This window comes from Corynebacterium auriscanis (genome assembly GCF_030408435.1).
Taxonomy (GTDB): domain Bacteria; phylum Actinomycetota; class Actinomycetes; order Mycobacteriales; family Mycobacteriaceae; genus Corynebacterium; species Corynebacterium auriscanis.
In genome coordinates, this window is the sequence record NZ_CP047046.1 from 1,847,667 (window position 1) to 1,873,012 (window position 25,346).

The window sequence follows — 25,346 nt, forward strand, 5'->3', positions numbered from 1 at the left end:
ACAACCACTACAATCCGGAGGAATCCTCCCCAGACACAAACTCATCCACACCAACATCACCCGAAACCGGCACTCGTACTGATTCCCCCAAGCCCTGCGAAGTCAACGACACCAAACGCTGCGAAGCCTGCTGGTGGGCCCACTCACGCCGCAACACCGCCTTCTCCGCAGAAGACACCCCAATACGATCCAACACAATCTCAGACCCCATCGGGAAAATCTTCGCCTGCACCGCCTTAACCATCGCGTCCATCGTCGCCGCCAGCGTCGGCGTAGAAGCATCACGCCACACCGGCGACACCACCACACCACCCGCCCCCAACGCCACACGCAACAACCCAGCCAACTCAACCAACGCCTGCCCAAACGCCCGCTGCCTATCCTCAGCCTTTTTCACCAAACGAGCCTCAGAAGCCCGAATCGCATCAGCCGACGTCGGATTATCAGACACGAACCCCAAATACGAAGCAGGAACACCAGACTGCGCGGAAACCAACTGCGCCAGCATCTTCAACTCATCGATATAAGGAGTCGGCGCAGCCGAACTAAACTGCCCAGCAGAAGGCTCCCCTTCACCATCTTCAGGATCACCCGGCGGAATAATCAGCGCCTTATTCATCGCGACCTTCCACCCAAGCTCCACCAACTCACTCGAAGTGGGTTCCTCACTTGCCCCCAACTGCTCCGGGGTCACATTCGTCAAATACCGCTGCGGCGTCGTATAAAACTCGCGGTTATACTCCATGCCCAAAATAGTGCGCACACCATGATCTGTGTAATAACGGATAGCCCGCGTAATCTCAGACCGGCCACGCGAAAAATCAGCACGCACTCGGTTAGGCAACGCTACCAAAGCACACCGGCCCAAACCATGCGCCACCGTAGTAACTTCCGCCACCCCATCACGCACAACCCGAGTGACCGTGCGCTCAGGCAAATACAACGTCTCAAACACAGCACCATCCGCAGCCAGCTCACGCGTAAAACCACACGCCATACGATTCAAGCGTTCATCCCACTCAAACGTCGCCCGCGACGAAGGCACCGCATTCACAATCACATCCGGCTCCCCCACGCCACCATTCGACACCGCCAAAAACCCCACACCAGTCACCAAAGAATCCAGCACAGCCTTCTGCACCTCAACATCGAGCTGATTATCAACGAAAACCCGCTCCAGATCAGAAATATCCTCCTGCGAACGCCACCCCTGAAACTCCAAGCGCTCGGCCAAAGCATCCACAACAACCTCAGGCCACCCCACGACAGCTTCAACGTTCACCAAAGCCTCCGGGACTGCGATACCAAGATTCTTAATCCCCACTGCCCCGTCGTAATACTCCCACTTCTTGCGGTTACTCACCGCATGCCGGTGAAGCTTCAACGCCAGGCGCCCAACAACATTCGCATCCTCAGAAGACCAACTCACGCCAACAACACCTTCCTTCGCTTCCTCCGGCCACCAGCAGCACGCACCTTGCCAGAATTCAACGCCTCCCGGCGCCCCACATTCGCGGCAATCATCGCCACACACAGATCAACGAGCTGTGTAGAATCACGAGTTTTCTTGCCCACAGTCAAACCAAACTTGTTCCAACGCGTGCGAGTGTTATTAACGTGCGCAACCAACGCAGGGTCACCATCATGCCTGAACGGCCCATCAAGACCCTCGTCATCAATCAACGCACGCACCACTTCAACCTCTTGGGAGAACTTCCGGTTACGGTCAGCACCACCCGGGGCAGACAAGCGCATATCCCACAGCACAGAACTCCCCCCACGCCCCGGACAAGCCCACACACGAAGCTTCCGCCCGAAATCACGATGCCACCCATCAATCACCGGCAACCAATACGACGCCTCAGTCGAATCATCCTTCGCCGGTGACGGATCAACACCAAACCACACAACACGGTAAGTGTCGAAACACTCACGCACCACAGCATCAACCTCAGCACGATCAACAAGGAATCCCTCACCGCGCTTACCGCGCGGGCGCGACCACACACCCAAGGTCTGATTAAACCCGTCGGAAATCCTGCACCCCATCAGTGCAGTTGCATCCTCCGACTTTGAACAATCCAAGAACAACGCAATCTGATCACCCTCGTGGAACACCTTGCTGGGATCAGCAAGAGCCGCGAAATTCTGGGCAGCCACATACGCATCCTCCTGCTCAGCCACACCATTGAGGTAGAAACGGATCGCCTCAGCAGCCGACAACTCTGGGTCCACAATCTCCGCCGACAAACGCGGAATATCCGCCCACGGCGCATCCGAATACGCCTGGCGCAACGCCAAATCCCGCTGCCCGGCATCATAAAAATCAAGACGCGGATCAGCCTCAATCGAATCGTACAAAATATCCTTCTTCAGACCCTTGTACCGCCCCGACTGCTGCTTCTGCCAAGCCTCAAACGATTTCTCCCCCACAGAACCACCACCCTGGGCATGCGCGTTCGTAAACTCCACAATCCGCGCCTGCAGCGCCCGCTTCGATTTACCAACGTTACGACGCGCCACCTGCGCGAGACGCTTACCACCAGACGACTCAGTCATATGATGCGACTCATTCAACACACAAAACGTCGCAGGATTGCCCTCAGCAGAACGCTCCGAAGCCGTCAACACCTCCATACGAGCCGAACCACCCTTCACATACGTAGCGGTCTGCCCCTTATCCAGCCCGTAAAATGACACCGCTTCCGAACCAAGCTGCGAGTTCGCCACACGCAACAACGCCTTAGACTGCGCCTCCGAGTTCGACGCAATCTGCACCAACGGCAACTCATGACGCTTCCCAGCCCAACGATCCCCGTCCCACCACAACTGCGACGGCCCCAAAAGCTCAATATTGCACATCGCAGCAGCCATCGGATCTTTACCCACTCCTTTGGCCCCGCGCTTGATGCCACGGCGGTACACAAACCGCCCTTCACCATCAAACGCATACCACAGAATCAAAAAACGGGCCTGGCCATCGGTAAAACGCCACGGCTCACCCTCATCGTTGAGTAACCCCGGCTCGTCAGTGCGCCACTCAGCCCAATCGATCACCAACGGACCCAGCGAGTTTTCCAACAAGTCAAGCTTGTCATCAGTACCGGTAGGCCAAGGCAGCGTCATCCACTGCCCCAAATCACCCCGAGAATACCCCGGCGGCAAGGCAAGACTAGAGTCCTGCGAACCTATCCTCTGCATTCACGACCTTCCCTCCCGGCGGCGCCGTTGGCTTCACCTCAGCCCCCTCGACCTCCCATTGCAACCTTCGCATTGCCATCGGGGATAAACCCAGCCGATCCTCAATCTGGCGCATCTCTGACAACAACGCCGCATTGGGCTCTCCCACGAAAAGCGCTTGCTGGGCATTCCTCCGGATCAGCAGATAGTTCGCCACCTGCATCACAGAATTGTTCTTCTCCCACATCACAGCCTGGGGCAGTTTCCAAAGATCAGCCCACCCCGCCGGTGCGCGCCCTGGCATCGGCCAACGCGGCGCACGGCCCTTTCGTCCGGCAGCCGGCAGCTGCACCCAATCGGGGCGTACATTTCGGCGACGAACATTCTTCTTCGGTACCGGGCCCGGCATAAAACTCACACCTCCAAACGCACTCCAGTTACTCTGATGAATCGCCCACGCGAATACCGTTCCACCTTGCCTCGCCTATAACCCGGCGTTTCATCGGCTTCTACAAAAACGTGGATTCCAGTTCCGCTGACAGAGCGTTCCATGAACACAATCTCTTCGGGGATTTCACCGATGAATTCCACAGCCCAGCTCGCCACAACGCCATCGTCGATGCAGTGGTCGAGGTCGTAGCAGCCGAGGCCACCTCCCAGCATGACCCCGTAGCCGTCACCGGCTCCTTGTTGCACGTCGCGGTATCGAGACCAGGTGGAATTGTCGGTAGATGACGCGGGCCGACCAGTCGGAGTAATGGGCTTCTTCTTGTCCGCTCGTGCCCAGCGGGCTGTCTGGGTCATCGATTCAGGGAATGGGGATGCGATGATCCGGCGGTGTCGTTTCTGCCTGCAGCGGGCGCCACATGTCAGGGGTTTAGGGCCTCGTTTTCCTGGTGTGATTTCACGTCCACATTCGGTACATCTCATACCTAGAAATATACTCTCACCTGCGGTTTGTCACAAGTTTTTATTGTCGATACGGAAACCACAAAACCCGGCCCCCAATATCCCCAAACACCAAAAAACATCCCCACAACCAAACCGAGTTCACACAGACAACCACAACAAACCTGGGACACCACCCAGGCCACCTAGACAAAAGTCCCCAACCCGTACAGAATCCGAGGCCCTATGCCTTCCGCCCCGCCGATCGGGGTCTGCCGGGGCCTCCCCCCACCTCTTGGGTCAGCTGAGCCCGATCGGTGTGCGTGGTCGGCGTTTGATTTGACGTCTCCACTCACCTGACTCCTGCTGCGTTTTGACTTTATGGCACTGCTTGCAGAGCACTTGGAGGTTTGACTCATGATTGTAGGTTGGCGTGCGTTTGTTGTTTTTGTGGTCGATATCAAAAGGTCCTTTGATGGTTCCGCATTGGGCGCATTGGTGACCGTCGCGATTGAGTATTCGATGACGAGTTGTTGTAGTGACGTGGTTGGTGTTGTTATGTGGCCAGGCCATCAGTTCTCCTCCCTGAGGGTATGACCGAACCCCACGACCTCGTTGGTGAGGTGTGGGGTTTGGGTGGCTTTAGTTCGCGACGGTTAGATTCGGAAACTTAGCGGTTACTCGGTCGATGATGATCTGCCGGTCTTGGTCGGTTAGTTTCCAGTCGAAGAATACGTGGACGAGTCTGCCTTGTGTTTGTGCGTCGTAGGCGCCGCGGGTCATGTCGTCAGGCAGGCAGGCGACTGCTTTAACTTTGTCTGCTTCGTCTTGGTTGGGCTGGTGGTTCAGGGAGCATTGGAACGTTAGCTTGCAGGCCAAGGCGATCTCTTTCCTTGTATGCGGGAAGCGGTAGATGGTGATATTTTAAGCACCGCAGCTGGATCTTCGCCTGCTGTTGGCATACGACTTAACCCCTCGCACCTAGTGGCGGTGGAGGGGTTAAGTGTTTCAAGTGCAGATTATAGCACGAGGCGTGACAGATGCTTACTCACTCTTCTGTTGTTGGAGAGGTCTTTTCGGAATCATCTTTTCTAATAGTCCTCACAAGTGATGTTCCAAATTGCATGATCGGTGGGCCAAGTAATACGCTTGCCACCCATGGCTGCCCGATGACTGCGCACACAACTGCTCCGATTACACAGAGAACGGACGATGTCCACGCCATCCATTGGCCACGTTTCACTGCTTCAACATCACCTTCGACAAGCTTTTTACGTTCGTAATTACTCGTCGCGACGGTTTCCTCTGACATTTTAAAGGCACGCTCGGCAAAAGAAGGGTCTACTTCATTAAATGCCTTGAGCGTTTCTGGCGATGGCGTTGGCCCAGACCAGATAGAAGTCATTATTCGTGTGACTTCTTGGCGAACTTCGTCCCGTGGGATTAACTCCGCTTCTAGTGGCTGTTCCTGGTCGTCTGAATGTTCTCGCCGAGTGTGTTGAACGTCTGTTGCCAGGCGGTCGAGATCACCCTGTTGGGGTTTGCCCGCTTGATTCTGTGGGTCGTTCTCAAATTCCGAGGTTCCATCAGCATTGGATCCACTCCCCGCTTCATTGCGCGGCGGGTCGCTTTGTGCGTGTTGATGATGGTCATTTTCCATCCCCGCTCCTTTCTTGAACTGGGGTGTTCGAGTGTAACTCAGTTTAGCGTTCGTTCACTAGTTTGCGCAGTGCATTCACGCTCGAATCCCCCCTATAGTTGATCGAGTACCTCGGTGAGTAGGTAGCCGTTGGTGCCGTCAGCTCTTTCTACTGCGGTGATTTTCCCGCGTTTGTACCACTGGCGGAGCGTCGCTGGCTGGATGTGGTGCCCCATGTTAGCAAGTCTGGCACATATTGACCGGGCTGATTGTCTTTGCTCGATGCGCAGGTTGGGATCTTGGGGGTGGATGCGGTGGCGTAGTTCGGCTTCGAGGTCGCGGAGTTCTTCGGTGAGGTCTGCGTACCACGGCAGGTTGGGGAGTTTGTGGCGGTGGCGGTAGAGCCATGCTGCCCAGAAGTTCCCTACCGCGGCGGTTTGGGGGATGGGGATGGTGAGGTCTTCGGAGATGTTGGTGCAGAGTTCTCGGAGGCGGGCTTGGGTCTCAGTGAGGTATGTGAGTTGTGTGTCGTTGGTGGGGCTGCTGGGTCCGGTGGTGTTGGTGCGCACGCCTGTTTGTGATGTGCGGGCCGAGTGGTAGCGGGTTTCCCATACTTCGGTTTGGAGGTGGTGGAGGTGGGTGGCGAGGTGTCGGAGGAGTGGGGCGAGGCTGTCGGTCATGGTGGGGTGTCCTTTTCCTGGTCTTGTTGGAGTAGGTTGACGGCTGTTTGTGTGTGGTCGGGGTCGATTTCGAAGCCGATGGCTGTGCGTCCGAGGTTTCTGGCGGCGCGGAGTGTGGCTCCGGATCCGGCGAAGGGGTCGATGATTGTCCAGTCGGGTGGGCAGTGTTGGATGAGCCATTCCATGAGTTCGACTGGTTTGGGTGTGGGGTGGTTTGGGCGTTGTTTGCTGCCTGATGGGTAGGCGTTGATGTGGGTGTGGTTGGGTTGGCGTTTGTGGGGTGTGTAGAAGCCTTTGCCGAGGATGTAGATTTCTTCCCATGCGCTGCCCCATGGGAGGTCGAGGGCTCCCATGCCGGGGCCTGTGTTGGTTTTGATCCAGGCGATGGTGTTTCGGCATTGGGGTTTGGGGACGCGCCATGTTCCGAAGATCATGGCTGGTTTGGTTGTTCCCCAGTGAGTGATGAGTTCGTCGCGGGCGTGGGTGGTGTTGTCGCCTGTGATGGGTTTGTGTTTGTTGCCGTGGCCTCGGTATTTCATGCCGTAGGGCGGGTCGGTGATGAGGACGTGGGCTTGGTGTAGTTGGTTGAGGTGGTTGCGGTAGTCGTCGTTGACGATACACACATTATCGAATGAGTGTTCTATTTTCATGGTTGGGGACATCATAACTCCCCACCACATTCACGGAAGCTCCCGAACCTCCACATGCCTCCGCCGCAATCGCGCGCTCCTACACTCACCACCCGGATCTAGATAGTGGTTCAACTCGTGCATGAACCGGGTGGGGCTGGATTCCCCGCAGCACTCACAAATCAACAGGGACTCATGAAACAGCGGGGCGGTCATTCATCATCCTCACTGTCTGGTATGGCGGGGATTCCGTAGTGGCGTTTGAGGTTGTCTTTTGCGGCTTCGAGCAGCCCGAGTGTGTAGAGGTAGGGCAGGTCGCTCTGCACATTGACGTGGAATAGCGGTTCGCCATCTTCGGCTAGGCCGTGGGTTATGGTGATCTGCGCGTCACGGTATTTAATGCGGTCTGCACTAGTTGTCATGGCTTCTCCCAGCCGTGTAGTCCACATTCGGGGCATTTCTTGTTCCGCCAGCCTGCACGTAATCGCCTTCCCGCTTCGGTGTGTGCCGCAATATACGACTCGGGCAGCGGGTGTTCGTGCAGGCAGTTAGCGCAGTCATTAATGCTGGTCATTGCTGCCCCTGTTCTGCGTGGTTTGCTGCTGCGAGTAGCGCGAGGGCGACTTTGCGGGCCTCGTGTGGTGTATAGTTGCCGGGGTCAACATTTTGCGTCATGATGCGCCCGCCGGGGGTTATCCATACGTTTGGCTTGTCCCAGCTCGGTTCTAGTGGGAGCCACTCGGTTATGTCACTATCGCCGGGCGATTCAGGTTTGGGCAGGTCTGGCGCGAGTAGTCCGGCATCGTAAAGAACCTCGGCAAGATACACCAAAAACGGCCTTGAGCTGTCGTTTGTTATAGGTGTGTAAGCAGTTAATGCGGCTCCCATTAAATCAACGGCTCTTTGAAGGGGGTGCTTATGGTTAGTGCTCATTGCTCCCCCGTTTCGATGATCGTTTCCAGCATGTCCACAAGGTCTTTCCCATCAACCATGTGTGGTAGGGCGTGCTCCGGCTGCGGGCTGTTTTTGCGCGCCTGGGCTAGCAGCGCGCGTGCTTCGTCCGGGGTCATTCTCCCCACCCCCAGCGCAAAATTCGGCGGGTTTTACCGGCCATTTCCGAGCTGCTCCTACCCGCTGCTGGACCAGTCCAGACCCCAGTGGACTTAGTGAACGGGTGGTCATCCTTCCCCGCGACAATGCTCCCCGCAGGTAGCGCCATGTATTCTTCTTCCGTCCCCACCGTCTCCGGCTTCGTAGGGCGGGCTGGGGCGAGCGGGGCAATCAGAGTGACATCGGAGTCCTGGAACCACTTAAGAAAATTTGGCAAGCTCATTACCCAATCTCCGTCGCTATCTTTGAGTGCTGTCACATTCTTATGTGCCCCCGCATTCACCAACCATGCTTCGCCCGCTGGCACGTCCTCCGGGCGGGTCGTCTCCTCAGGGAACGACAGCTCGGACACTGGCACGGTTCTGAACGCCACGTCGCCGTCGAAGTTGGCGTCCAAATACGATATGCCGACGCTCCCGTTTACTGCCTTATCTTTGATTGCCAGCACGTCGCCGTATTCCTCATGCTTCGCCCAACGCCCCAACAAACCCATAGTTGGCTTCGTAGGCTTCTCCGCGATCTCCACGCCCGCTTCACGCAAAGCGTCGATCTTATCCTCACCCACAATCGAGGCGATCTTGGCGTAATCATGTGCAGTCATTCTTCAATCTCCTTTAGTTTCTTGATCGCCCACTCCGCTAGCTGGGCTTCTTCCTTCTGCCCGTAGAGAAGCGCAGTGTGGCGGGAATCATGCAATATCCCCCGCAGCTTGCGAATCTCCTTTTGCGTCCACTCATGACGCTCCACCACTTCACGGTGCCTGTGCTGGAGCTCCAGGCACGCGTCCTGCAACGCCACAGAGAACCTGTGGAACAACCACACCACCACACACAGCACCAGCACAACGGCAAACAGAATCCACTCCATCACTTCACCCCCTTCGCCGCACGCACCTGCGTCAACAGGTACTCATTCAGCTGCACCGCACCCTTAAGCTGCAGCTGCTGAATCACGATCTTGTTCTCAAGCTCAGCCAAATTCCCACCATGAACGCTCGCCGGCCTCTTCACTGTCGCAGGCTTGCCCAGGGCGCGGACGATCAGCTCCTGCATGAACGGCTCCCACACAGAACCGTCGCCCTTATCCCGGATCAGGCGGGCTGCTTCCTCACACAGGCGTGCAGTCCCCCACCGCTTCAACTGCCTTTGAATCGGTTCCATATCTACTTTCCTTTCAATGTCGCAGACACTGCCTTAATCAGCGCCTGCTGGGTCGTGTTTTTCTTCTCCAACGCTTTGGTGATGTGCGTGTCGATGGTGTTGTTGGCGATGATCCGGATGATCGTTACCGGATGTGTTTGCCCCTGACGGTTCAGCCTGCCGTTCGTCTGCTCAAACAGCTCAAGCGACCAGATCGGCGTGAACCACACCAGAATGTGCCCACCGGACTGGAGGTTCAGCCCGTGCCCTGCGCTGGCGGGGTGGATGAACGCGATCGGCAACCGGCCCTTCTTCCATGCGGCCATGTCCGCGTCAGTGTCCAACAGTCGGCCTGTCGGGTAGCGGGCTTTGAGTCGGGAGAGGTCGTGTTTGAACCAGAACGCGACCAGCACGGTCTGCCCGTTGGCTTCCTCGATGATGTCGTCGACGGCGTCGAGTTTCGCGTCATGAATCTGACGAAAATTGTGATCCTCGTCGGTGTATATAGCCCCGGCCGCGAGTTGTTGGAGTTTCCCTGCGAGCACTCCAGCGCTTCCGGCGTCGACGATGTCCCCACCAATGTCGGCCACCATGTCGTCCCGCAAACGCCGGTAGGCGGCTTGGGCTGTGGTGTCGAGGGTGACGCGCCGGTCAATGATCGTGGCTTCGGGCATGTCCAGGTGGTCGATCGCTTTCATCGACAGGGTGATGTCGCTGATAGCCCCGTGGATCCTGTCTTCTGCTCCGGGTTTGAGTTTCCAGTCGTAGACGATGTGCCCGTTTCGTCTGCCGGGTGTGAAGTACTTGTCTCGGTAGCCGGTGATGGTGTCGCCGAGTCTTGTGCCCTGGTCGATGAGTCGGAACGGGGCCCAGATGTCCAGCAGGCTGTTGGGGGCGGGTGTGCCGGTGAGTCCGTAGATCCGGTTGATGTGGGGCCGGTGTTTTTTGAGGACTTTGAATCTTTTGGATTGGTGTGATTTGAAGCTGGATAGTTCGTCGATGATGACGGTGTCGAATGGCCATGTGCCGTGTAGTTGTTTGTCGAGCCATGGGAGGTTTTCGCGGTTGATGATCCAGATGTCGGCGTTGGCGTGGAGTGCGCGGAGGCGTTGTGTTGGTGTGCCTACCATGACGGCGGGGCGGAGGTTGTTGAGGTGGTCCCATTTGTGGATTTCTTCGGTCCATGTGTCGCGGGCGACTCGTAGGGGTGCGATGACGAGGGGGCGGATGGCGGTGAAGTCGTCGGTGAGCATGTGTTGGATGGCGGTGAGTGAGATGACGCTTTTGCCGAGTCCCATATCAAGCAGAAGGGCTGCTTGTGGGTGGGTTCGCATGAATTCAATGGCCGCTTGTTGGTAGTCGTGTGGTTTGTATTTCATGGAGGATGTGGGGGATTTGGTTGGGGTGGTCGATGGTGTAGATGTGGGCGCCGCGTTGTTTGAGTTGGTTGTGTCGGCGTACCTGGATGGGTCTGGGTTGTTGGCCGGGGGCTTTGGTTTCGATGAATGCGATGCGTCCGCCGGGGAGGATGATGATGCGGTCTGGGACTCCTGCGGTGCCTGGGCTGGTGAGTTTCCAGCAGAGTCCGCCGTGTTTGCGTACCTCGTTGACGAGGTGTTGTTCGAGTTTTTGTTCGAGTGCCATTGTGGGGTCTTTCTGGCGGGGTGGGACAAAGTCGGGGCCGTTTTTAAAACGGTGGCTGATTTAGGCGTTTTGGGCTGTTTTTACCCCCTAATTCCCTATCTGGACTCTTTTACTAAAACTTTGTCCCGTTTGTCCCAGTGGTTGATTTTTGGGGGTTTACCTGCGCTAACGCGCCGGGACAAAGTTTGGGACAAAGTTTTGTTTTGTCCCGTTTGTCCCGGGGTGGGACAAAGGTGGGACAAACTTTGTCCCGGGGTTTACTCGCTGGAGCTAAATCGAACATTCGAGCGCACCCTCTTGAACATGCGCTGGCGCCCGTAGATCGGTAACCGCTGCCTCTTCCCTGTGTCTTCCCAGTTCTCCAGTTGCTGAATGATCGCTGTGATTTCGTGTGAGTCGATCTTCCGCATGGAGTCTGGGTCGCGGTTGAAGCATTCCGCCCAGATTTCGATTTTGGACACCTGGTGGCGTTGGACTAGGGGGCCTATGGGTTGGTCTGTCCCGTCGAATGGGTTGTCGCTGACTTTGCCTGTGGCGAGGAACATGCGCCGCATGGTTAGTGGTATGTGGTCCCAGTTGTCGGGGATTGGGGTGTCGAGGTATTCGGCGACGATGCCGACGCGGTCGTCTGCTTCGACTGCTTCGGCTTGGGCTTCGAGTGCGGCTTGGGCGATGTCGCCTTCGAGGTAGAGTTTTTCTCCTTTCTGTTCGTAGTGTTTGGCTTCTGCCCAGATTTGTTTGAGGGTGTCGTCGGTGAGGGTGTTGACGGGGGTTGTGGCGTTGCCGGTGACGTTGATGGTCCACCACCTGCGGTTGCCGGTGGGGTCGCGGAGGAAGCCTTCGGTGGCGTTGGTGGATCCGACGATGATGCCTTGGCGGGGGTGGGATTCGACGGTGCGGCCGTAGGCTGCGCGGTATTTGTCGTCGGTGCGGGAGACGAAGCCTTTGACGGTTTCGGCGTCCATTTTGCGCATGCCGGCGAGTTCTGCGATTTCGACGATGAGGTTGCCGAGGAGTTTTTCGGCTCCGGTTTTGTCTCTCATGTCGGTGATGGTGAGGGCGTCGGAGAACCATTGGCCGCCGAGTTTGGCGAAGATGGTGGATTTTCCGATTCCTTGGGGTCCGACGAGGGTGAGGACGTGGTCGAATTTGCAGCCGGGTTTGTATGTGCGTCTTACGGCTGCGACGAGTGTTTTGCGTGTTACGGCGTGTGTGTAGGGGGTGTTGGGTGCGCCGAGGGTGTTGACGAGGAGTGTGTCGACGCGTGGTGTGCCGTCCCATGGTGGGAGGGTGTTGAAGAAGTCGCGGACGGGGTGGAATGCGCGTGTGGTGGCTGCGGCTTGGAGTCCGTCTGTCATTTTGTGGGGGCCGTAGAGGCCGTTGTAGGTGTGGGTGATGTAGGCGCGGAGTTGGGCTTCGTCGTTGTCTGTCCAGCCGGGTTTGAGTTGTCTCCAGGGGAGCATGCCGGGGTCTCGGACTTCGATGCGTTCGGCGTGTTCGTTGTAGGAGATGTGGTTGAGGTGGGGGTCGTGGGTGAAGATGTGGATCCAGTTGGTGAGGGTGTCGGCGAAGGTTCCGTCTTTTTTGGTTTCGAGTTGGGCGAGCCAGTCGGTGCTGGTGGTGTCATTGTTGTTGTCCTTGTTCTTGTTTTTGGTGGTTTCGGTGGTGTGGAACAGTTGTTGGGCTAGTTCCATTTGGTGTTGTGCGTTGTTGAGTTTGGTGGGGTTGTCGCCCTCGATGAGGTTGGTCATCGCGGTGTAGGAGGGCAGTCGGTTGGTTGGGGTGTTTTCTGGTGTGGTGGCGTCGAGGTGGCCGTAGGTGTGGATGCGGACGAGGTCGAAGGCGTTGACGAGTGTTCCGCTGATGGGGTCGGTGGCGTGCTGGGAGTAGGCGTGGAGGCCGTTGTCGTAGACGATGAGCCCGTTAGCTGAGCTGCCGTGGGCGTACGTGTAGCGGTTTTTTGTGGTGCCGGGTGTGTAGATGTCTGGGAGGAACTTCGCGATTGCTTGGGGGATTGCGTAGGTGCGGCAGAAGGCTCCGATGAGGCCGGGTTTTTCTCTGGGGTCTTGGACTTGTCCGTTGTGTTGTTGTTGGCGGTGGATGGTTTCGGTTGTGGTGCCTGGCCATGTGGTGGCGTCCATCCATTGGCTGTAGCGGGCGAGGTAGGTGTCGGGGTCGAGGTCTGGTTTGGTGCTGCTGTCGGTGAGGAATTCGCCGTCGGTGCAGACGGCGGACCAGTACATGAAGCGTTCTGGTTGGAATGTGGTGGGGTCGAACCATGTGAGGCCGGGGTTTGCGTCTTCGGCGATGCGTCGGCTGATGGCGGCGTATTCGTCGGGTGTGATGTTGCGTTGGAGCCAGACGAAGATGCGCCAGCGTGGGTGTTGGGGGGTGTGGCTGGCGGTGGTGGCGGCGAACCAGCCGAAGGGCCAGGTTTTTTTGAGGTGTTGGGTGAGGGTGGTGGGGGCGTTGTCGATGTCGAGTGTGATGAATGATCGTTCGAGGACGTTGCCTTTTTTGCGGCGTCCGTTTTTGAGGTGGCCTCCGACGAATCCGCCGACGTCTTTGAGGTTGTCTTTGTGGTTTTTGGGGAGTTGGTGGTATTTGGCGGTGGTGGTGTTGATGGTTTTTGGGTTGCAGATGTGGTTGATGAGGGCGTGTGTGTCGGTGTGGGTGTTGGTCCAGGTGGTTGAGCGCCGGTTGGTGGCGGTGGAGATGGTGAGTTCGCGTGGGGCGCTCATGAGTGGGTCTCCTTTTCTTTTTGGTTGTGTGTTGTGCCCGGTTCCGCCGTGACGCGGGTGTCCGCCTTGTGCGGAGGCCGGGCTGTTTGGGGTGGGTTGGGGTTGTTAGAAGCCGAGGTTTTGGGTGTCGGCTCCTGGGGTGGACCATGGGCTGTTGTTGCCGGTGGTGTTGTTGTTGACGACTCCGAAGACATCTTCGGCTTTTGGTGGTTCTACGCCGAGGCGTTCGCCGTCTTTGACTTTTTGCACTCCGATGAGGGAGGCGGATACGCCCCTGTTGCCGCTGTTGGAGTAGCCGTAGAATTCGATGGCCATGTTGACGTAGCAGCCTGAGTAGACTTCGTCGGGGTCGATGATGGGTTGGCGTTGGGCGTTGACGACGATGGGTTGTTTTTTGTTTTTGGCGGCGATGAAGTAGTGGCCTGCGAATTCTTGGCCGCGGGGCTCGCCGCTGTCGTTGGGGGTGTCACCGTCGCGTAGGGGTGGGTATTTGGTGTGGGTGGGGTCGATGGGTTGGTTGAATAAGTGTCGGGAGACTCCGTCGTCGACTGCTGCCTTGATGGCCTGGTTGACGGTGTTGATGGCGTCGGTGTTGGTTTTGTCGATGAGGAGGGTGGCGGAGTATTTGGGTTCGGCTTGGTCGTTGGGGGCGTGTGGGGTGTTGAGGTGGGCGTAGGAGAGGCGTCCGTAGATGGTTACGGTGCGTTGGTTGATGGCCATGGTTGTGTGTCCTTTCTTGGACGTTGGGTTATCCGGTTTTTTCGGATAACTGGGGATGGGTTTGGGGGTGGCTGGTGGATCGTCGCGACTAGCAGCAGGAAGGGGGTGGTGTTACGCCACCTCCTCATCGCGGGTGGTGGTCATGTTGTCGTCTAGTTCGTTGAGGTCGACGCGGATAACACGCCGCCCCATGCGGTAGCCGGTCAATTCCCCCCGGGCTATCTGCGTGCGGATAGTGTTCACGTGGCAGGCTGCGTACTCCGCTGCCTGTTTGATCGTTGCGTATCGGCGTGGCTTATCAGTGGTGACCTCGTCGGTGCGTTTCTGGGTCATTTTTGTTTCCTTTCTTAGTTATTTGATGTGGACGGTCGCGGTGCAGATGTACCCGTGGATGTCTTTTGCGTCGTGTTCGTCTATGTCGTCGATGGCGTCGATGACGTCCATGTAGTCGCAGTCGCGGAGTATGTTTTGCGCGAGCCAGCGGGCTGACGCTTTGTTGTCTGCGTCGGTGCGTGCCTGGGTCACTCTGGTTCCTTTCCGAGTTCATGGAATACGTTGTCGGCTGTCGCCACGCTCAGCTCCGGCCGTTTATCTGATGCGGGCACGAGCGTTGGTTTCCCTGCGGGTTTTTCGATGAACTCGCCAAGGAGCGTGTCGAATTGTTTCTTCCCGAGGAGTTTCGTCAGATCGGTCAGGCCGAGCAGGGTGCGTTTGTAGGGGTCGTGTCCGGCGTTTTCGACGGCCTGGGCGACAGCGGTGGTGTCGGTGAACCGGCGGACTGAGCGGCCTTCGACAAGCTTCAACCCCGGATACGTGCGCCCGTCATTGGCCTGTTCGAGGGCGTGCTTTTCGACTTTGGTGAGCCATTTCTTCAGTTCGCCGGAGTGGGTGACGATCGTGGCGATTTGTTCGTCGGTGAGGGTGTCCGGGTCGGGTGCTGCGGGCACACCTGGGCTGGTCGTTGGGATCGCGTCGAAGTATTGGGTGGCGATTGCGGGGCACTGTGCTGCGTGTTTGCAGAAGGTGCACCACTGGCCGGGGGTCAGTTCGCCCTCCCCTGCTGCTGCGAGGTGGGCGCGGGGTTCGACCACATCGCGTGCCCAGGTGGTCAGTTCTTCCACGCTGGTTTCATCGACGCTGATGTTGTTGAGGCGTGGTTGGAAGATGACCATGCGCACGGTCTTTATGTTGTAGATCATGCCGTAGCGGGCGAGTGCGCCGAGGGCGTACAGCCTCATTTGTGGGTTGTTCTTGGCTGAGACTTCGACGCCTTTGCCGTATTTCAGGTCGACGATGGTCATGGTGTCGTCGCCGACGATGACCGCGTCGCCGGTGCCGAAGCCGTCGGGGACGATGTGGGAGAAGTCGAGGCGTTCTTCGATGGAGAGGAACGCGGCGGGGCTGGTCTCCTTGGTGCGGGTGAGTTCGGCCATGACGTGGTCGGCGTAGGCGTCGGTGTGGTCCTCCATTTCTTCGTCGTGCCAGGTGGATGTGGGGCGGGTGGTGTCGGTGCCGAGGTGGTTGCGGAGTTTGTGTTCGGCGAGTTCGTGGGCTGCGGTGCCTTGGTCGGCGGCGTCTGATGATGTGTCGGGGTAGCGGGTTTCGATTAGGGCGGAGGGGGTGCAGTTGAGCCATCTGTTGGCGCCGGATGCGGAGAGGAGGGCGTGGTCTCGGTCGGCGTGTCCTGCGGGTGGTTTGTGGGTCATTGTGCGAGTTGGATTTCTGTGAGGTGGGTTTGGATGAGGTCCCATGCTTGGGGGATGTTGTTGGTTGGGAGGGTGGTTATGTTGGTGATGTTGAGGGTTGGGAAGAGGGTGTTTTGGATCCAGTCGACGCCTTCGGCTTGGGCGATGGTGCGGAGCGCGGTTTGGATGTCTGGCATTGTGGGGGTTGGTTCTGGGATGTCGTCTTCTTCTGGTGGTGTGCGGGTGGGGTCCGTTGGTGCCTGTGCTGGTGCTGGTGGTTGTGCTGGTGCTGGTTTTTCGGGTTGTGGCTGGGTGGCCTTGATCGTGTCGTGTGCTTCGACCAGGCCAGTGATGGCGATCTCGAGGAGCTTCAATGTGAGGTCTTTTGTCATCCATGACATGGGAATCTGTGTCCTTTACTGGTGGTTGAGGGTGGCGTCACCGTGTGGGGTGAGTCGGTAGGTGTTGTCGTGGTGGTCGAGGGCGATGTAGCCGTCGTCGGCGAGTTCGTGGAGGAGTCGCTTTGGTATGGGTTTGCCTTGGGCGAAGCGTGTGAGTGGGTCGTGTGGGTAGTGCATGGGTTGGCTCCTTATTGGCTGGTGGGGTGGTCGATGGTGTTGGTCATGCTGCGATCCTTTCTTTCGAGGAGTGGAGGATTCGACGCGCGTTAGCAGCGTGGACCCTGCAAAACGTGGCTTCCGCCATCGGGTCGTATGTGCCTGCGGCGAGGCACCCCTCATAGACGCAGGGCGTTAGTGCGTATGGGTCGGGGTGGCACAGTTGGTCCCCGCCGAGTTGCTTCAGCCGGTCGATCACTTCGGGCTTCGGTACCTTGCGCACTTTGACTCCCGAAAGGTGATGGGCAGAGGTGCCGACCAGCTTGGCGAGTCCCTCATAGGTGTGGCCGAGCGCCTTTAGCTGCGATACATAATGCGTTTCGTTCCTGATGTGATCGGGGAGGAACTCGACGCGGTTGAGGGCGCTGATGATGCGGTCTTCGACCTCGGCGCGGAATGTGTGCCCATCACGCAGTTCGTACACTTGTTTTTTCGTGAGCTCGAAAAGCTGTCCTATGGCGGTCGGTCCCCACCCGAGGGCGAGGAGTTTTTTCACGCAGATTTGCAGGCGGGCGTTGTCCTCGAAGTTCATAGGATTACCGCCAGGGCGATGAGGGCTGTGAAGAAGATGATGGTGAAGATGATGTGTGCGACTGGGCTGGGCAATGGCGTCCCTAAGTCGCGCTCGTATGGGTCGATGAGTGGCATTAGAAGATGAGCCTCCATGTGTTGTAGGTGATGAGGGTGATTCCGAGTATGGCGATGAGGGCGAGTAGGGTGCCGGTGAAGCAGGTTTCGAATTTCCGGTAGAACCGCTCCCTGCGCAAGGCCTTTTCGTCTTCTTCGAGCCACTGGTCAATCTCGGCGATCATGCGCACATGGTCGCGCCACACCTCGGTGTCGCGAGGCAAGAAGATCCGATCGAACGGTGACGTCTGGTCGTGCCTCATGCCGCGGCCTCCTGTGGCAGGTAGCGGTCAAGTTCGCTGTAGTCGATGCTGTATTTGCAGTTTTTGCGTTCTTGGGAGGCAGGTAAGTCTCCGCGTGCGCAGGCTTTCCAGATGGTCATGCGGTGCTTGCCGGTGATCTTGGCGAAGTCAGTGATGGTGAGTGTTGCTGTGCGCTTGTCTGGACCAAGCACTAGCTCGATGGTTTCCATGAGCTCTTTAGCGCGTTGTTTGGTAATCTTCATTGCGACTGTTCCTTTCAAATAGTCGTTTTCTTTTAGGGCCCCATTCCGCTGCCACGGGTGGGGCCTTTGTGTGTGTTGGGGGGGGTGTGCAGCGCGCGGAGCCCGTCAGAAAGGCGAGACCGGGCTCATAGGTGCTTGCTTGGCCAGGAACGTCGGGAACTGGCTTTCACACACCCCCTTGTGCCCACGACGGGATTCGAACCCGTCTGCACGTCATCCGGCGCGCGCCTGTGGCGTGGTCGGCGGCGTACTTGCACCTGTGTGGGCCTTGGGGTGAGAGGTCACACGCTGTTTCCTCATGCCCGGCGCGACCCTAGGCATGGTGTAGGTCGGGGTCTTTCGGGTCATGGCGCGTCTGAACACCGGCGCTCGCTGAAAGGTCGTCCCGCCCCGTAGTGTGCGGTGTGCTTCTCGATTGAGTTGTCAAATATCACGGGCGTGTGCCCTTGTGCCCCACCAGAGCATGATTCTGGGCGTGTCCAAGGTTGGGGCTGTTACGTCACGGTGACGGTTATTTTTGGTATGGCTCGTCCAGGCTTCCCCTCCCAGACGAACCAGACGATTATGCGGCTGTGTCGTAGTACTTGTTCCAGACCCGCTCCATGAGAGGACGGTCTGCTTCGGTGTAGGCGTTAACATGGCGAACCTGACCGTTAGGAAGGTTCAGCGGATACTTCTCCGGTTCCGTGCCATGTTCAAGGGTGTAGGCAGCCTTCATGCGCTTGCCGAATACGCCCGAGACCGACTTGAGTTTCTTTTGCGAGAGGTTCTTTTCTGCAAGGAAATCCGAGGTGTACAGTGGCCTGTCCTTAGCTTCCAGCTCTGGCGCTTCACCTAGACCCCGGGCGAGGATGATTCGCGCCTTGGCTTCTAGGTGTTCGTCACGGATGAGACCCTTGGCTGCTTGGCAGAGTTCCATCTGAGAGCGGGCCTGGAAGATCAAGGCGTTGATCTGGTGTTCGTTGGCGCGGGGGTTGATTGCGCCGCCTTTCGCCCAGTAGGACTCGATGACGTCGGCGATCTCTGCTTGGTATGCCACGACGAGAGGGCGGGCTTCTTCGGATACTCGGTTTTCGTCGATGGTGGCGAGCCACATCGTCAGGGTGCGTAGGTCGATGCAAGTCATTTCCCGCGACTTTCCATCTCCCGCCACGACCGAAACGGCGGAAAGGTTAGCCCACGACTTTTCCTTTAGCTTTTTGAGTTGACGACTGTAGTCGACACCCAAGTTTTCAACTATGGGCTTGAGGGCCACAGTTGGTTTCCCGTCTAGCTGTACCGACTGGACCGTTTGCCCGTGAAACGGGATGGATGCGAGTTGATTACTCATGGTGTAGTCTCCTTAGTGACTGTTCGATTTTCTCTTGAGGCCCCTGTTCCAGCAGGGGCTTTTCTTATGCCGCTAGGTCATAGATCGGCTCGAAATAGCCGATGATGTAGTCCTCGTCGCCCTGAAGTGCGCTGACTTTGAGCGCTAGGCGGGCGCTGACCAATGCTCCGGCTCGGACGCGCTGCAAGTCCTCTTCTTTGATTCCGATTGCTGCTGCGAGCTGTGAATCGGTGGTGAGATTCCTTGACCGCATGATGTGGTCTAGTGCGCCCTCACGGAAGCGGTAACGCGGCGCTTGAGTGGCAATCACGTTGGCCTCCTTTGGTTTGTTCTGTGCCCCGCTCTTGCGGCGCTGACTACAGATTGCCATAGGTGACTACCGAATGCCAGACATGTGATTAGACTTACCCCTTTCAACTACCCCCATTAGGTATTGTTGCCTGCATGAATAGACGATGACTACAAAACGCTATATCGTGTCATTCATGGAACACAAAGACTGGCTTAACGACCTTTTGCGGGGCGACTCGATGCGACAGGCGTCCCACAAAGTTGGCTACGCACAGACCACACTCCAGCGACAGGCAGACCGCGGTGCCCTTTCCCCTGAGATGGTTATCGCCCTCTGTCGCGCCTACGACCACCCCGCGGTGGAAGGCCTCGTGGAGACCGGCTACCTATTCCCCCACGAGGTGGAAACCCCCGGTGTGAACCTCGTACTCCCTAAGGCCACGAACCGCCAGTTGCTCGAGGAGATCAACCGCCGCTCCGACCCAGAGGCGCGCCACCTATTCACCGCCACGGATGACCATGACGTGGTGGATCTGGACGAAGACGCTGAAGTGTTCGAATTCGCCCCACCAACCACCCCTGCTGTCGAGCAGCGCCCATACGATAACGGCATGCCCGATGACGCAGTAGCAGACAGCAGCCCAGAAGTAGGAGGCACCCTAGATGACTACGAACGATAAACACGACCAGATCGCCATCTACACAACCGAAGACGGCGCAGCACAGGTTCGCCTGCAACTTAAAGATGGCACCGCGTGGCTAACACAGAAACAAATGTCTGAATTATTCAACGTAGGTGTCTCATCCATCAGCAAACATCTCAAAAACACTTTCGACGAAGGCGAATTAAATCGAGAGTCAACTGTTGCAAGATTGGAAAATGTTGGAGTTGAGCAGGGAAGAACTGTCACTAGAACAATCGAACACTACAACCTAGATGCCATACTCGCAGTCGGATACCGAGTGCGCGGACAGCGCGGAACCCAATTCCGCAAATGGGCAACCGAGGTTCTACGCGAATACCTCGTCAAAGGATTCGCCATGGACGACCAACGACTCAAGAACGACGGCATCGACACTCACTTCGACGAGCTACTTGAACGCATTCGCGAAATCCGCGCATCCGAACGCCAGATGTTCCGCAAGGTTCTCGACGTCATAACCGCAACCAGCGACGATTATCACGAAGTGAAAGACTATAAGTCGGTCAAAAACTTCTTCGCAGGGATCCAAAACCGGTTGCATTACGCAACACACGGCAAAACCGCTGCGGAACTCATTTGGGAACGAGCAGATAACACCCAACCAAACGCAGGACTCACTACTTGGGATGGCGAAAAACCTCACAAAAAAGACATGATCACTGCCAAAAACTATCTTCACGAAGACGAAGCCAAGCGAATGAACCGGCTTACCAGCATGTTCTTGGACTATGCAGAAGACCAGGCAGAAATGAGGAAAACCCTGCTTCTCGAGGACTGGGTGAAGAAGACCGATGCGTGGCTTGTGTTCAACGAAAGACAGGTCCTCCAAGGTTTCGGAACACGGAAAATGACGCAGGCTCAGAATAAAGCGCTGAGCGAATGGGATGCTTACCAGCGGCGCTTAGACAACGAAGTAAACGAGATCGATATGCGCCAGCTTGAAAGCGAGGTGCGAGAGCTTAACAAGAAACAGCATCGAGGTGAGCGATGACCTCGATCCATGATCTTCACGACATGGCCTACATCATGGGCGTCAACCTCCAGCACCACCACGGACTCCCCAAAGGGTGGTACTCCCCCAGTTTGCGCACCATTTCCACCATGTACGACATGGCCGTGTGGGATTATAAATCCACGCTTGCCCACGAACTCGGGCACGCCGTGTACAACGACCAGAAAACAGGACGGGACGACTTCGACCAGCGCCAGGAAGACCGAGCGGACAGGTTCGCCGCAAAGCTCCTCATCAACGACGACGAGCTTAAACACCTCGCCTTATGGCACCGCCACGACCTCCACAGTCTCGCAATCGACCTCGAAGTCACACCCCGCCTACTCAAGGTCTACCTCCAACTACACCCGAACGTCCTGAAAGAACTAGCAGCATGAACGCGAACCCCTATCTCAACCCGTCAGCAGTCACCCCACCCCCTCCAAATCCGAACCCTCCCCGCCAACAGCCATTCTGGAAAAAAGCGCTAGCCTTCATCGCCGTGGGATTCGGAGCAATCCTGATTCTCAGCGGGATCACTAGTGGAGATTTTCTTTTCTGTCTGCTCGCGGGGCTAGCAATTGCCCTTCCGGGAATCTGGTGGCTTGTCCACGAAAACCGAGAGAAAAATGGCGCAGCACCAATGAAACGGCATTGGGCAATCATCGCCATCGCATCCATCGTGATGTTATTTGCCAGTGGTGCGTTTTTGCCCGAGCGACAAGGAAACACCGAAACCGCCCCGGCCACATCGAGCACATCTTCTACCCCACCACCACCATCGTCGGAGGCGCCAACAACGAGCGAGACACCGACCGAGACAACATCTGCTGCTCCAACAACTGAATCAGTGGAACCAACAACCTCACCGACTACCACGGCAAGTGCTGAACCAGTATCTCCACGGGTCGACAATGAGAGTGATGACGAGGATCGCCCTTATGTTCCTCCCGCTCGTCAGCCTGCCCCGATTCGTCAGCAACCTGCTCCTGCCCCGCGCCCAGCACCGGTTGCCCCACAACCTGCACCAGCCCCACAACCCGCGTACGAGCCACCGTCAACAGGTGCCGGAACCGTGCACCCAGGAGCGTACTGCTCCGGCGGGACCGGCGTCAGTAAGACCGGGAAACCAATGGTGTGCGCTCCCGCATCCGATGGCAGGAACCGGTGGCAATCAGCCGGATAACACGAAAAGCGCCCCGGTTTTCCGTTATGTCAGCGCGGGAAAACCCGAGGTAGCGCTACACGGGTTGCGCTGATCTCCGCATCCACTATCATGGGTGATGACATTTAAGCCTCCAATCAGCCTTAATGTCACCCAACAAGGCGAAGGGCCTCTACCCGCCCGCAACGACAAGTAGAGACCCTTTGTGAAGCTAGCTAGTAGGCCAGCCCATAAACTCGCGAACCACATCCGCGAGCAACCTGGCTACCAGCGAGGACAAAGCCCGGGATGCAATCTCACCAATTGCGTGCCGGGCTTTACCTTTAATCGGCTTGCCCATGTTGTCACTTCACCCCCTTTCCTATCAGGCGGTGGACCAATCCTGCTGACGCAATCTCAGCTCCAACACGCCCTGGCGGCGGAAGCCAATCAGCGCCGTCAGGAAAGGCGACCTGCAACAGCAAGTCACGCAACATAATACCCCAAGAAAAAGACCGCCTACGGTGCTCGCTAATAACCACATCATTGAGCACCGCAGGCGGTTAGGTTACCCATTACAGGGCACACGCAACCTCTCACTAACGAGGGGTGCGGAAGTGCCGCCCGGCGCGTGTTATTAGCGCTGGCTAGCAAAGGATAGTTTATGGCATCGATCAAGAAATACGCCACAAAACAGGGAACGAAGTGGCGTGTGCAGTACCGCAGCCCGGACGGGAAATCACGCACCAAACGCGGGTTCGAAACAAAAGCGAAAGCCCAAGCATGGGCAGACAAAAACGCCGTCAGTATCGGCGATGGTAGCTGGGTGGACCCAGCCGGGGCGAAGATCACCATCTCCGACCTGGCAGAGACCTGGCTCGCGACCCGCAGTCACCTCAAGCCCTCCACGAAGGCAATGTACAAGCAGGTCTGGGAGGGGACTGTGAAGCCACATTGGGGTGATTATCGCGTGGCTTCTATCCGCCCGTCGATGGTGCAGACGTGGGTTAGTGGCTCGGCTCATTCCGCGTCCTGGACGAGGCACGCGCACAACGTGCTGTCGCAGATTCTGCAGATTGCGGTTGAGGACAATCTGATCGCTCGGAACCCTGCTCGCGGGGTGAAACTTCCTCGGCGCTCTAAGGGTGTGAACGTGTACCTCACGATGGAGCAGCTCAAAACCTTAGCTACTAAATGTGGTGACCGTGAAGACCTTGTTCTCCTCCTTGGCACCGTTGGCTTGCGCTGGGGTGAGGCTATCGCTTTACGCCCAATGGATATTGACTTCACCACCGGACGTATCGCTATCAGTCGCAATGCTGCCAAAACAGGGAACACCATCACTCTAGGCACACCGAAGACACATAAGACTCGGTCTGTGGCTATCTCCCGGTTCGTATTGGACAAGCTCGCGGTGCGGGCGCAGGGCAAGGCTTCCGACGCGCTGTTGTGGACGAACACGAAGGGTGGATTTCTCATGGCCCCGGGGCACAATTCATGGTTTTACTCAGCAGTAGAGAAGTGCCAGAAGGAAGACGATACGTTCCCTCGGGTGACGGTTCACGGGCTACGCCATGTGGCCGCTGGTTTGCTGGTTCAGGCTGGGGCGAACGTGAAGCTCGTCAGCGCACAGCTTGGGCACGCCTCCACCTCGGAAACCTTGAACCGTTACGCGGGACTATTCGAAGACGGGCTGGATGAGATCGCCGATGTGATGGATCGGGAGTTGTCGGGTGGTCGTCATTTGAGGGCGGTGTGATTTTGTGTCGTCAAAATGTCGTCATTTTTAATGGAGTTGAGGGCGTCTAGCTGGTCAGACGCTGTTTAACCCTAGGTTCGAGTCCTGGTGGGAGAGCTTTTGATGCCCCGCCCGTAACCTGCGTTCATGCTGGTAGGGCGGGGTTTTTCGTGTTTTCTGCGGGTGTTGGATTTTAGTCCCTTAACCCGGTGTTACGCCCTTTTCGGGCATGACAAAACCCCACCAGGAACCCGAAGGCCCCCGATGGGGTTTTAGTGCAACCGCTGGGACTCGAACCCAGACACCTACCAACTAGGCGGCGCTAATCGTCATCATCAATGCGCCGGTATAGCTCGTCCCGAGCCATATCCAACATACCCAAGGCTGTCACAAACGCAGGCTCCCCTGAGTCTCCACCTCAACAACCATGCCTCCCTCATCGTCAGCAACCATGTCAACAATGGTGCGATGCAACAACATAGGGCCCCCTTCGACACTTCCTACGTGACAATTCCGTAGTCCAACTCAAGATCAACGACGAGCGCTCCGATCGGCTCGTTATCTTCCAACCACTTCTCCACCGCCGCACGCTGCACCGCCTTAGGCTCACCTTTCACACCAAGGTCGTCCAGTAACGCAGGAAGATTCGTCGGCGGATCACTAGGTTTACGGATCCCCAACTCATCCCAGAAACGCTTCGCATACTCTCTGTTACGCGCGTCCATAAATCATCTCCACGTGAATCAAAGGGACTTCACCTTTTTCAACTCTTACAACCTTCATCGTAGCACCTGGAGGAACAAGAAACTCCTGCTGAGGAACCAATTCCGCGTCGCCGTTTGTTGGCATCCATATACCAGGTGTGCCTTTCCTCGCCGTTATTTTTAGCAAAGCGCCAGCTTTGCCAAACGTCCTAAACTCTTCCTCTGCAACCTCTCTTGCAGCTGTGATTGCTTTAAAACGCTTTGCCTTAAAACGCTCTTTGTCTAACAGTTCCTCGATGGTCTCAACCCCGAACTCATCGTGCCAGTTGCGCACACCGCACCACGAGACGCCAACATCAAACAAAAAGAACACGCCCCAGGCTCCGGCACACGCGCAAACGCCGTCCCATCACGCATCACATTCCGCACAATCGTCCCTGAGGTTAACCTCGAGTAGTGGACACCCGAGGGTAACCTCAGACACCCCAAGACGATGCAACACAATCTCAGACCCCATCGGGAAAATCTTCGCCTGCACCGCCTTGACCATCGCATCCATCGTCGCCGCCAGCGTCGGCGTAGAAACATCACGCCACACCGGCGACACCACCACACCACCCGCCCCCAACGCCTTCACTAG

At 57.2% G+C, this 25,346-nt stretch carries 35 protein-coding genes; 4 read left to right on the plus strand and 31 right to left on the minus strand.

Annotated features, from left to right (window positions below):
* Positions 1 to 7: 7 nt before the first annotated feature.
* From CAURIC_RS07800 to CAURIC_RS07930, 27 genes are all read right to left on the minus strand, one after another.
* Positions 8 to 1,429: a phage portal protein gene (locus CAURIC_RS07800; protein ID WP_290182370.1), complete on the minus strand. Its 1,422-nt coding sequence runs from the start codon at positions 1,427 to 1,429 to the stop codon at positions 8 to 10.
* Positions 1,426 to 3,126: a terminase gene (locus tag CAURIC_RS07805; RefSeq protein WP_290182371.1), complete on the minus strand. Its 1,701-nt coding sequence runs from the start codon at positions 3,124 to 3,126 to the stop codon at positions 1,426 to 1,428. The genes CAURIC_RS07800 and CAURIC_RS07805 overlap by 4 nt, the downstream gene beginning before the upstream one ends.
* A gap of 46 nt (positions 3,127 to 3,172) precedes the next feature.
* Complete coding sequence (locus tag CAURIC_RS07810; RefSeq protein WP_156963572.1) at positions 3,173 to 3,589, minus strand: phage terminase small subunit; 417 nt, start codon at positions 3,587 to 3,589, stop codon at positions 3,173 to 3,175.
* A gap of 5 nt (positions 3,590 to 3,594) precedes the next feature.
* The gene (locus CAURIC_RS07815) at positions 3,595 to 3,984 is read right to left on the minus strand and encodes a hypothetical protein (RefSeq protein ID WP_035115752.1); all 390 of its coding nucleotides are present in this window, start codon (positions 3,982 to 3,984) and stop codon (positions 3,595 to 3,597) included.
* 726 nt (positions 3,985 to 4,710) lie between these two features.
* Complete coding sequence (locus CAURIC_RS07820) at positions 4,711 to 4,947, minus strand: hypothetical protein (RefSeq protein ID WP_035115755.1); 237 nt, start codon at positions 4,945 to 4,947, stop codon at positions 4,711 to 4,713.
* Positions 4,948 to 5,116: 169 nt separating this feature from the next.
* Positions 5,117 to 5,728, minus strand: a complete 612-nt coding sequence (locus CAURIC_RS07825) for a DUF2335 domain-containing protein (protein WP_290182373.1) — start codon at positions 5,726 to 5,728, stop codon at positions 5,117 to 5,119.
* Positions 5,729 to 5,820: 92 nt separating this feature from the next.
* Complete coding sequence (locus CAURIC_RS07830; protein ID WP_035115759.1) at positions 5,821 to 6,387, minus strand: hypothetical protein; 567 nt, start codon at positions 6,385 to 6,387, stop codon at positions 5,821 to 5,823.
* On the minus strand, positions 6,384 to 7,052 hold the full coding sequence (locus CAURIC_RS07835) for a DNA-methyltransferase (protein WP_052095182.1): 669 nt from the start codon (positions 7,050 to 7,052) through the stop codon (positions 6,384 to 6,386). Before CAURIC_RS07835 ends, CAURIC_RS07830 begins: the two co-directional genes overlap by 4 nt.
* Positions 7,053 to 7,228: 176 nt before the next feature.
* Complete coding sequence (locus CAURIC_RS07840; RefSeq protein ID WP_035115761.1) at positions 7,229 to 7,438, minus strand: hypothetical protein; 210 nt, start codon at positions 7,436 to 7,438, stop codon at positions 7,229 to 7,231.
* 507 nt (positions 7,439 to 7,945) lie between these two features.
* Complete coding sequence (locus CAURIC_RS07845; protein WP_156963574.1) at positions 7,946 to 8,086, minus strand: hypothetical protein; 141 nt, start codon at positions 8,084 to 8,086, stop codon at positions 7,946 to 7,948.
* The gene (locus tag CAURIC_RS07850) at positions 8,083 to 8,727 is read right to left on the minus strand and encodes a hypothetical protein (protein WP_035115765.1); all 645 of its coding nucleotides are present in this window, start codon (positions 8,725 to 8,727) and stop codon (positions 8,083 to 8,085) included. The genes CAURIC_RS07845 and CAURIC_RS07850 overlap by 4 nt, the downstream gene beginning before the upstream one ends.
* Positions 8,724 to 8,993 carry a hypothetical protein gene (locus CAURIC_RS07855; protein ID WP_035115767.1) on the minus strand — a complete coding sequence of 90 codons (270 nt, stop codon included), beginning with the start codon at positions 8,991 to 8,993 and terminating at the stop codon, positions 8,724 to 8,726. Before CAURIC_RS07855 ends, CAURIC_RS07850 begins: the two co-directional genes overlap by 4 nt.
* Positions 8,993 to 9,286: a hypothetical protein gene (locus CAURIC_RS07860; RefSeq protein WP_035115769.1), complete on the minus strand. Its 294-nt coding sequence runs from the start codon at positions 9,284 to 9,286 to the stop codon at positions 8,993 to 8,995. The genes CAURIC_RS07855 and CAURIC_RS07860 overlap by 1 nt, the downstream gene beginning before the upstream one ends.
* Before the next feature lie 2 nt (positions 9,287 to 9,288).
* Entirely contained in the window at positions 9,289 to 10,644 is a 1,356-nt protein-coding gene (locus tag CAURIC_RS07865) for a DEAD/DEAH box helicase (RefSeq protein ID WP_290182378.1), read from the minus strand.
* Positions 10,604 to 10,909, minus strand: coding sequence for a PDDEXK family nuclease (locus tag CAURIC_RS07870; RefSeq protein ID WP_035115771.1), 306 nt, complete (start codon positions 10,907 to 10,909; stop codon positions 10,604 to 10,606). Before CAURIC_RS07870 ends, CAURIC_RS07865 begins: the two co-directional genes overlap by 41 nt.
* Positions 10,910 to 11,166: 257 nt before the next feature.
* The gene (locus tag CAURIC_RS07875) at positions 11,167 to 13,650 is read right to left on the minus strand and encodes a virulence-associated E family protein (protein WP_290182381.1); all 2,484 of its coding nucleotides are present in this window, start codon (positions 13,648 to 13,650) and stop codon (positions 11,167 to 11,169) included.
* 105 nt (positions 13,651 to 13,755) lie between these two features.
* Positions 13,756 to 14,370: a DUF2815 family protein gene (locus CAURIC_RS07880; protein WP_052095184.1), complete on the minus strand. Its 615-nt coding sequence runs from the start codon at positions 14,368 to 14,370 to the stop codon at positions 13,756 to 13,758.
* Positions 14,371 to 14,481: 111 nt separating this feature from the next.
* The gene (locus CAURIC_RS07885; protein WP_035115775.1) at positions 14,482 to 14,703 is read right to left on the minus strand and encodes an excisionase family DNA-binding protein; all 222 of its coding nucleotides are present in this window, start codon (positions 14,701 to 14,703) and stop codon (positions 14,482 to 14,484) included.
* A gap of 18 nt (positions 14,704 to 14,721) precedes the next feature.
* Entirely contained in the window at positions 14,722 to 14,895 is a 174-nt protein-coding gene (locus tag CAURIC_RS07890; RefSeq protein ID WP_156963576.1) for a hypothetical protein, read from the minus strand.
* A complete protein-coding gene (locus CAURIC_RS07895; RefSeq protein ID WP_290182385.1) occupies positions 14,892 to 16,076 on the minus strand; it encodes a DUF2800 domain-containing protein in 1,185 nt (394 codons plus the stop codon). Before CAURIC_RS07895 ends, CAURIC_RS07890 begins: the two co-directional genes overlap by 4 nt.
* Entirely contained in the window at positions 16,073 to 16,456 is a 384-nt protein-coding gene (locus tag CAURIC_RS07900; RefSeq protein WP_156963578.1) for a hypothetical protein, read from the minus strand. The genes CAURIC_RS07895 and CAURIC_RS07900 overlap by 4 nt, the downstream gene beginning before the upstream one ends.
* Positions 16,457 to 16,471: 15 nt before the next feature.
* On the minus strand, positions 16,472 to 16,633 hold the full coding sequence (locus tag CAURIC_RS07905) for an IclR family transcriptional regulator (protein WP_156963580.1): 162 nt from the start codon (positions 16,631 to 16,633) through the stop codon (positions 16,472 to 16,474).
* A 43-nt stretch (positions 16,634 to 16,676) separates the two neighbouring features.
* Positions 16,677 to 17,204: a hypothetical protein gene (locus CAURIC_RS07910; protein WP_290182387.1), complete on the minus strand. Its 528-nt coding sequence runs from the start codon at positions 17,202 to 17,204 to the stop codon at positions 16,677 to 16,679.
* Between the two features lie 115 nt (positions 17,205 to 17,319).
* Positions 17,320 to 17,562, minus strand: coding sequence for a hypothetical protein (locus CAURIC_RS07915; RefSeq protein WP_290182388.1), 243 nt, complete (start codon positions 17,560 to 17,562; stop codon positions 17,320 to 17,322).
* Entirely contained in the window at positions 17,559 to 17,804 is a 246-nt protein-coding gene (locus CAURIC_RS07920) for a helix-turn-helix domain-containing protein (RefSeq protein ID WP_035115783.1), read from the minus strand. The genes CAURIC_RS07915 and CAURIC_RS07920 overlap by 4 nt, the downstream gene beginning before the upstream one ends.
* A gap of 562 nt (positions 17,805 to 18,366) precedes the next feature.
* Positions 18,367 to 19,134, minus strand: coding sequence for a phage antirepressor N-terminal domain-containing protein (locus CAURIC_RS07925; protein ID WP_035115785.1), 768 nt, complete (start codon positions 19,132 to 19,134; stop codon positions 18,367 to 18,369).
* 64 nt (positions 19,135 to 19,198) lie between these two features.
* Complete coding sequence (locus CAURIC_RS07930; protein ID WP_070434507.1) at positions 19,199 to 19,444, minus strand: hypothetical protein; 246 nt, start codon at positions 19,442 to 19,444, stop codon at positions 19,199 to 19,201.
* 175 nt (positions 19,445 to 19,619) lie between these two features.
* On the opposite strand from CAURIC_RS07930, the gene CAURIC_RS07935 reads away from it, so the two are divergent.
* From CAURIC_RS07935 to CAURIC_RS07945, 3 genes are read left to right on the plus strand one after another with little or no spacing between them, the layout of a single operon-like run.
* On the plus strand, positions 19,620 to 20,105 hold the full coding sequence (locus tag CAURIC_RS07935) for a hypothetical protein (RefSeq protein ID WP_156963582.1): 486 nt from the start codon (positions 19,620 to 19,622) through the stop codon (positions 20,103 to 20,105).
* Positions 20,089 to 21,120 carry a RhuM family protein gene (gene rhuM, locus CAURIC_RS07940; protein WP_035115789.1) on the plus strand — a complete coding sequence of 344 codons (1,032 nt, stop codon included), beginning with the start codon at positions 20,089 to 20,091 and terminating at the stop codon, positions 21,118 to 21,120. The genes CAURIC_RS07935 and rhuM overlap by 17 nt, the downstream gene beginning before the upstream one ends.
* Positions 21,117 to 21,518 (plus strand): ImmA/IrrE family metallo-endopeptidase, encoded by a 402-nt coding sequence (locus tag CAURIC_RS07945; RefSeq protein ID WP_052095186.1) that lies wholly within the window; start codon positions 21,117 to 21,119, stop codon positions 21,516 to 21,518. The genes rhuM and CAURIC_RS07945 overlap by 4 nt, the downstream gene beginning before the upstream one ends.
* A 474-nt stretch (positions 21,519 to 21,992) precedes the next feature.
* On the opposite strand, the gene CAURIC_RS07950 is transcribed toward CAURIC_RS07945, so the two are convergent.
* A complete protein-coding gene (locus tag CAURIC_RS07950) occupies positions 21,993 to 22,175 on the minus strand; it encodes a hypothetical protein (RefSeq protein ID WP_156963586.1) in 183 nt (60 codons plus the stop codon).
* Between the two features lie 753 nt (positions 22,176 to 22,928).
* Between CAURIC_RS07950 and CAURIC_RS07955 the strand changes: the two genes are divergently transcribed.
* Complete coding sequence (locus tag CAURIC_RS07955) at positions 22,929 to 24,023, plus strand: site-specific integrase (RefSeq protein ID WP_035115792.1); 1,095 nt, start codon at positions 22,929 to 22,931, stop codon at positions 24,021 to 24,023.
* A 479-nt stretch (positions 24,024 to 24,502) separates the two neighbouring features.
* Here CAURIC_RS07955 and CAURIC_RS07960 read toward each other — a convergent pair whose 3' ends face one another.
* Genes CAURIC_RS07960 through CAURIC_RS11120 form a run of 3 tightly spaced genes read right to left on the minus strand, consistent with a single transcriptional unit; the run spans position 24,503 to position 25,294 of the window.
* On the minus strand, positions 24,503 to 24,727 hold the full coding sequence (locus CAURIC_RS07960) for a hypothetical protein (RefSeq protein WP_035115794.1): 225 nt from the start codon (positions 24,725 to 24,727) through the stop codon (positions 24,503 to 24,505).
* Entirely contained in the window at positions 24,714 to 25,079 is a 366-nt protein-coding gene (locus CAURIC_RS07965; RefSeq protein ID WP_035115796.1) for a hypothetical protein, read from the minus strand. The genes CAURIC_RS07960 and CAURIC_RS07965 overlap by 14 nt, the downstream gene beginning before the upstream one ends.
* Complete coding sequence (locus CAURIC_RS11120) at positions 24,989 to 25,294, minus strand: VG15 protein (protein ID WP_484482104.1); 306 nt, start codon at positions 25,292 to 25,294, stop codon at positions 24,989 to 24,991. Before CAURIC_RS11120 ends, CAURIC_RS07965 begins: the two co-directional genes overlap by 91 nt.
* Positions 25,295 to 25,346: the final 52 nt, after the last annotated feature.

Coding starts and splice junctions, on each gene's coding strand:
- CAURIC_RS07805 (WP_290182371.1), bottom strand. CDS start 3,126: ATGACGCTGCCTTGGCCTACCGGTACTGATGACAAGCTTGACTTGTTG.
- CAURIC_RS07810 (WP_156963572.1), bottom strand. CDS start 3,589: ATGCCGGGCCCGGTACCGAAGAAGAATGTTCGTCGCCGAAATGTACGC.
- CAURIC_RS07815 (WP_035115752.1), bottom strand. CDS start 3,984: ATGACCCAGACAGCCCGCTGGGCACGAGCGGACAAGAAGAAGCCCATT.
- CAURIC_RS07825 (WP_290182373.1), bottom strand. CDS start 5,728: ATGGAAAATGACCATCATCAACACGCACAAAGCGACCCGCCGCGCAAT.
- CAURIC_RS07830 (WP_035115759.1), bottom strand. CDS start 6,387: ATGACCGACAGCCTCGCCCCACTCCTCCGACACCTCGCCACCCACCTC.
- CAURIC_RS07835 (WP_052095182.1), bottom strand. CDS start 7,052: ATGATGTCCCCAACCATGAAAATAGAACACTCATTCGATAATGTGTGT.
- CAURIC_RS07840 (WP_035115761.1), bottom strand. CDS start 7,438: ATGACAACTAGTGCAGACCGCATTAAATACCGTGACGCGCAGATCACC.
- CAURIC_RS07845 (WP_156963574.1), bottom strand. CDS start 8,086: ATGACCCCGGACGAAGCACGCGCGCTGCTAGCCCAGGCGCGCAAAAAC.
- CAURIC_RS07850 (WP_035115765.1), bottom strand. CDS start 8,727: ATGACTGCACATGATTACGCCAAGATCGCCTCGATTGTGGGTGAGGAT.
- CAURIC_RS07855 (WP_035115767.1), bottom strand. CDS start 8,993: ATGGAGTGGATTCTGTTTGCCGTTGTGCTGGTGCTGTGTGTGGTGGTG.
- CAURIC_RS07860 (WP_035115769.1), bottom strand. CDS start 9,286: ATGGAACCGATTCAAAGGCAGTTGAAGCGGTGGGGGACTGCACGCCTG.
- CAURIC_RS07865 (WP_290182378.1), bottom strand. CDS start 10,644: ATGAAATACAAACCACACGACTACCAACAAGCGGCCATTGAATTCATG.
- CAURIC_RS07870 (WP_035115771.1), bottom strand. CDS start 10,909: ATGGCACTCGAACAAAAACTCGAACAACACCTCGTCAACGAGGTACGC.
- CAURIC_RS07875 (WP_290182381.1), bottom strand. CDS start 13,650: ATGAGCGCCCCACGCGAACTCACCATCTCCACCGCCACCAACCGGCGC.
- CAURIC_RS07880 (WP_052095184.1), bottom strand. CDS start 14,370: ATGGCCATCAACCAACGCACCGTAACCATCTACGGACGCCTCTCCTAC.
- CAURIC_RS07885 (WP_035115775.1), bottom strand. CDS start 14,703: ATGACCCAGAAACGCACCGACGAGGTCACCACTGATAAGCCACGCCGA.
- CAURIC_RS07895 (WP_290182385.1), bottom strand. CDS start 16,076: ATGACCCACAAACCACCCGCAGGACACGCCGACCGAGACCACGCCCTC.
- CAURIC_RS07900 (WP_156963578.1), bottom strand. CDS start 16,456: ATGTCATGGATGACAAAAGACCTCACATTGAAGCTCCTCGAGATCGCC.
- CAURIC_RS07905 (WP_156963580.1), bottom strand. CDS start 16,633: ATGCACTACCCACACGACCCACTCACACGCTTCGCCCAAGGCAAACCC.
- CAURIC_RS07910 (WP_290182387.1), bottom strand. CDS start 17,204: ATGAACTTCGAGGACAACGCCCGCCTGCAAATCTGCGTGAAAAAACTC.
- CAURIC_RS07915 (WP_290182388.1), bottom strand. CDS start 17,562: ATGAGGCACGACCAGACGTCACCGTTCGATCGGATCTTCTTGCCTCGC.
- CAURIC_RS07920 (WP_035115783.1), bottom strand. CDS start 17,804: ATGAAGATTACCAAACAACGCGCTAAAGAGCTCATGGAAACCATCGAG.
- CAURIC_RS07925 (WP_035115785.1), bottom strand. CDS start 19,134: ATGAGTAATCAACTCGCATCCATCCCGTTTCACGGGCAAACGGTCCAG.
- CAURIC_RS07935 (WP_156963582.1), top strand. CDS start 19,620: ATGGAACACAAAGACTGGCTTAACGACCTTTTGCGGGGCGACTCGATG.
- rhuM (WP_035115789.1), top strand. CDS start 20,089: ATGACTACGAACGATAAACACGACCAGATCGCCATCTACACAACCGAA.
- CAURIC_RS07945 (WP_052095186.1), top strand. CDS start 21,117: ATGACCTCGATCCATGATCTTCACGACATGGCCTACATCATGGGCGTC.
- CAURIC_RS07955 (WP_035115792.1), top strand. CDS start 22,929: ATGGCATCGATCAAGAAATACGCCACAAAACAGGGAACGAAGTGGCGT.
- CAURIC_RS07960 (WP_035115794.1), bottom strand. CDS start 24,727: ATGGACGCGCGTAACAGAGAGTATGCGAAGCGTTTCTGGGATGAGTTG.
- CAURIC_RS11120 (WP_484482104.1), bottom strand. CDS start 25,294: ATGTTTCTACGCCGACGCTGGCGGCGACGATGGATGCGATGGTCAAGG.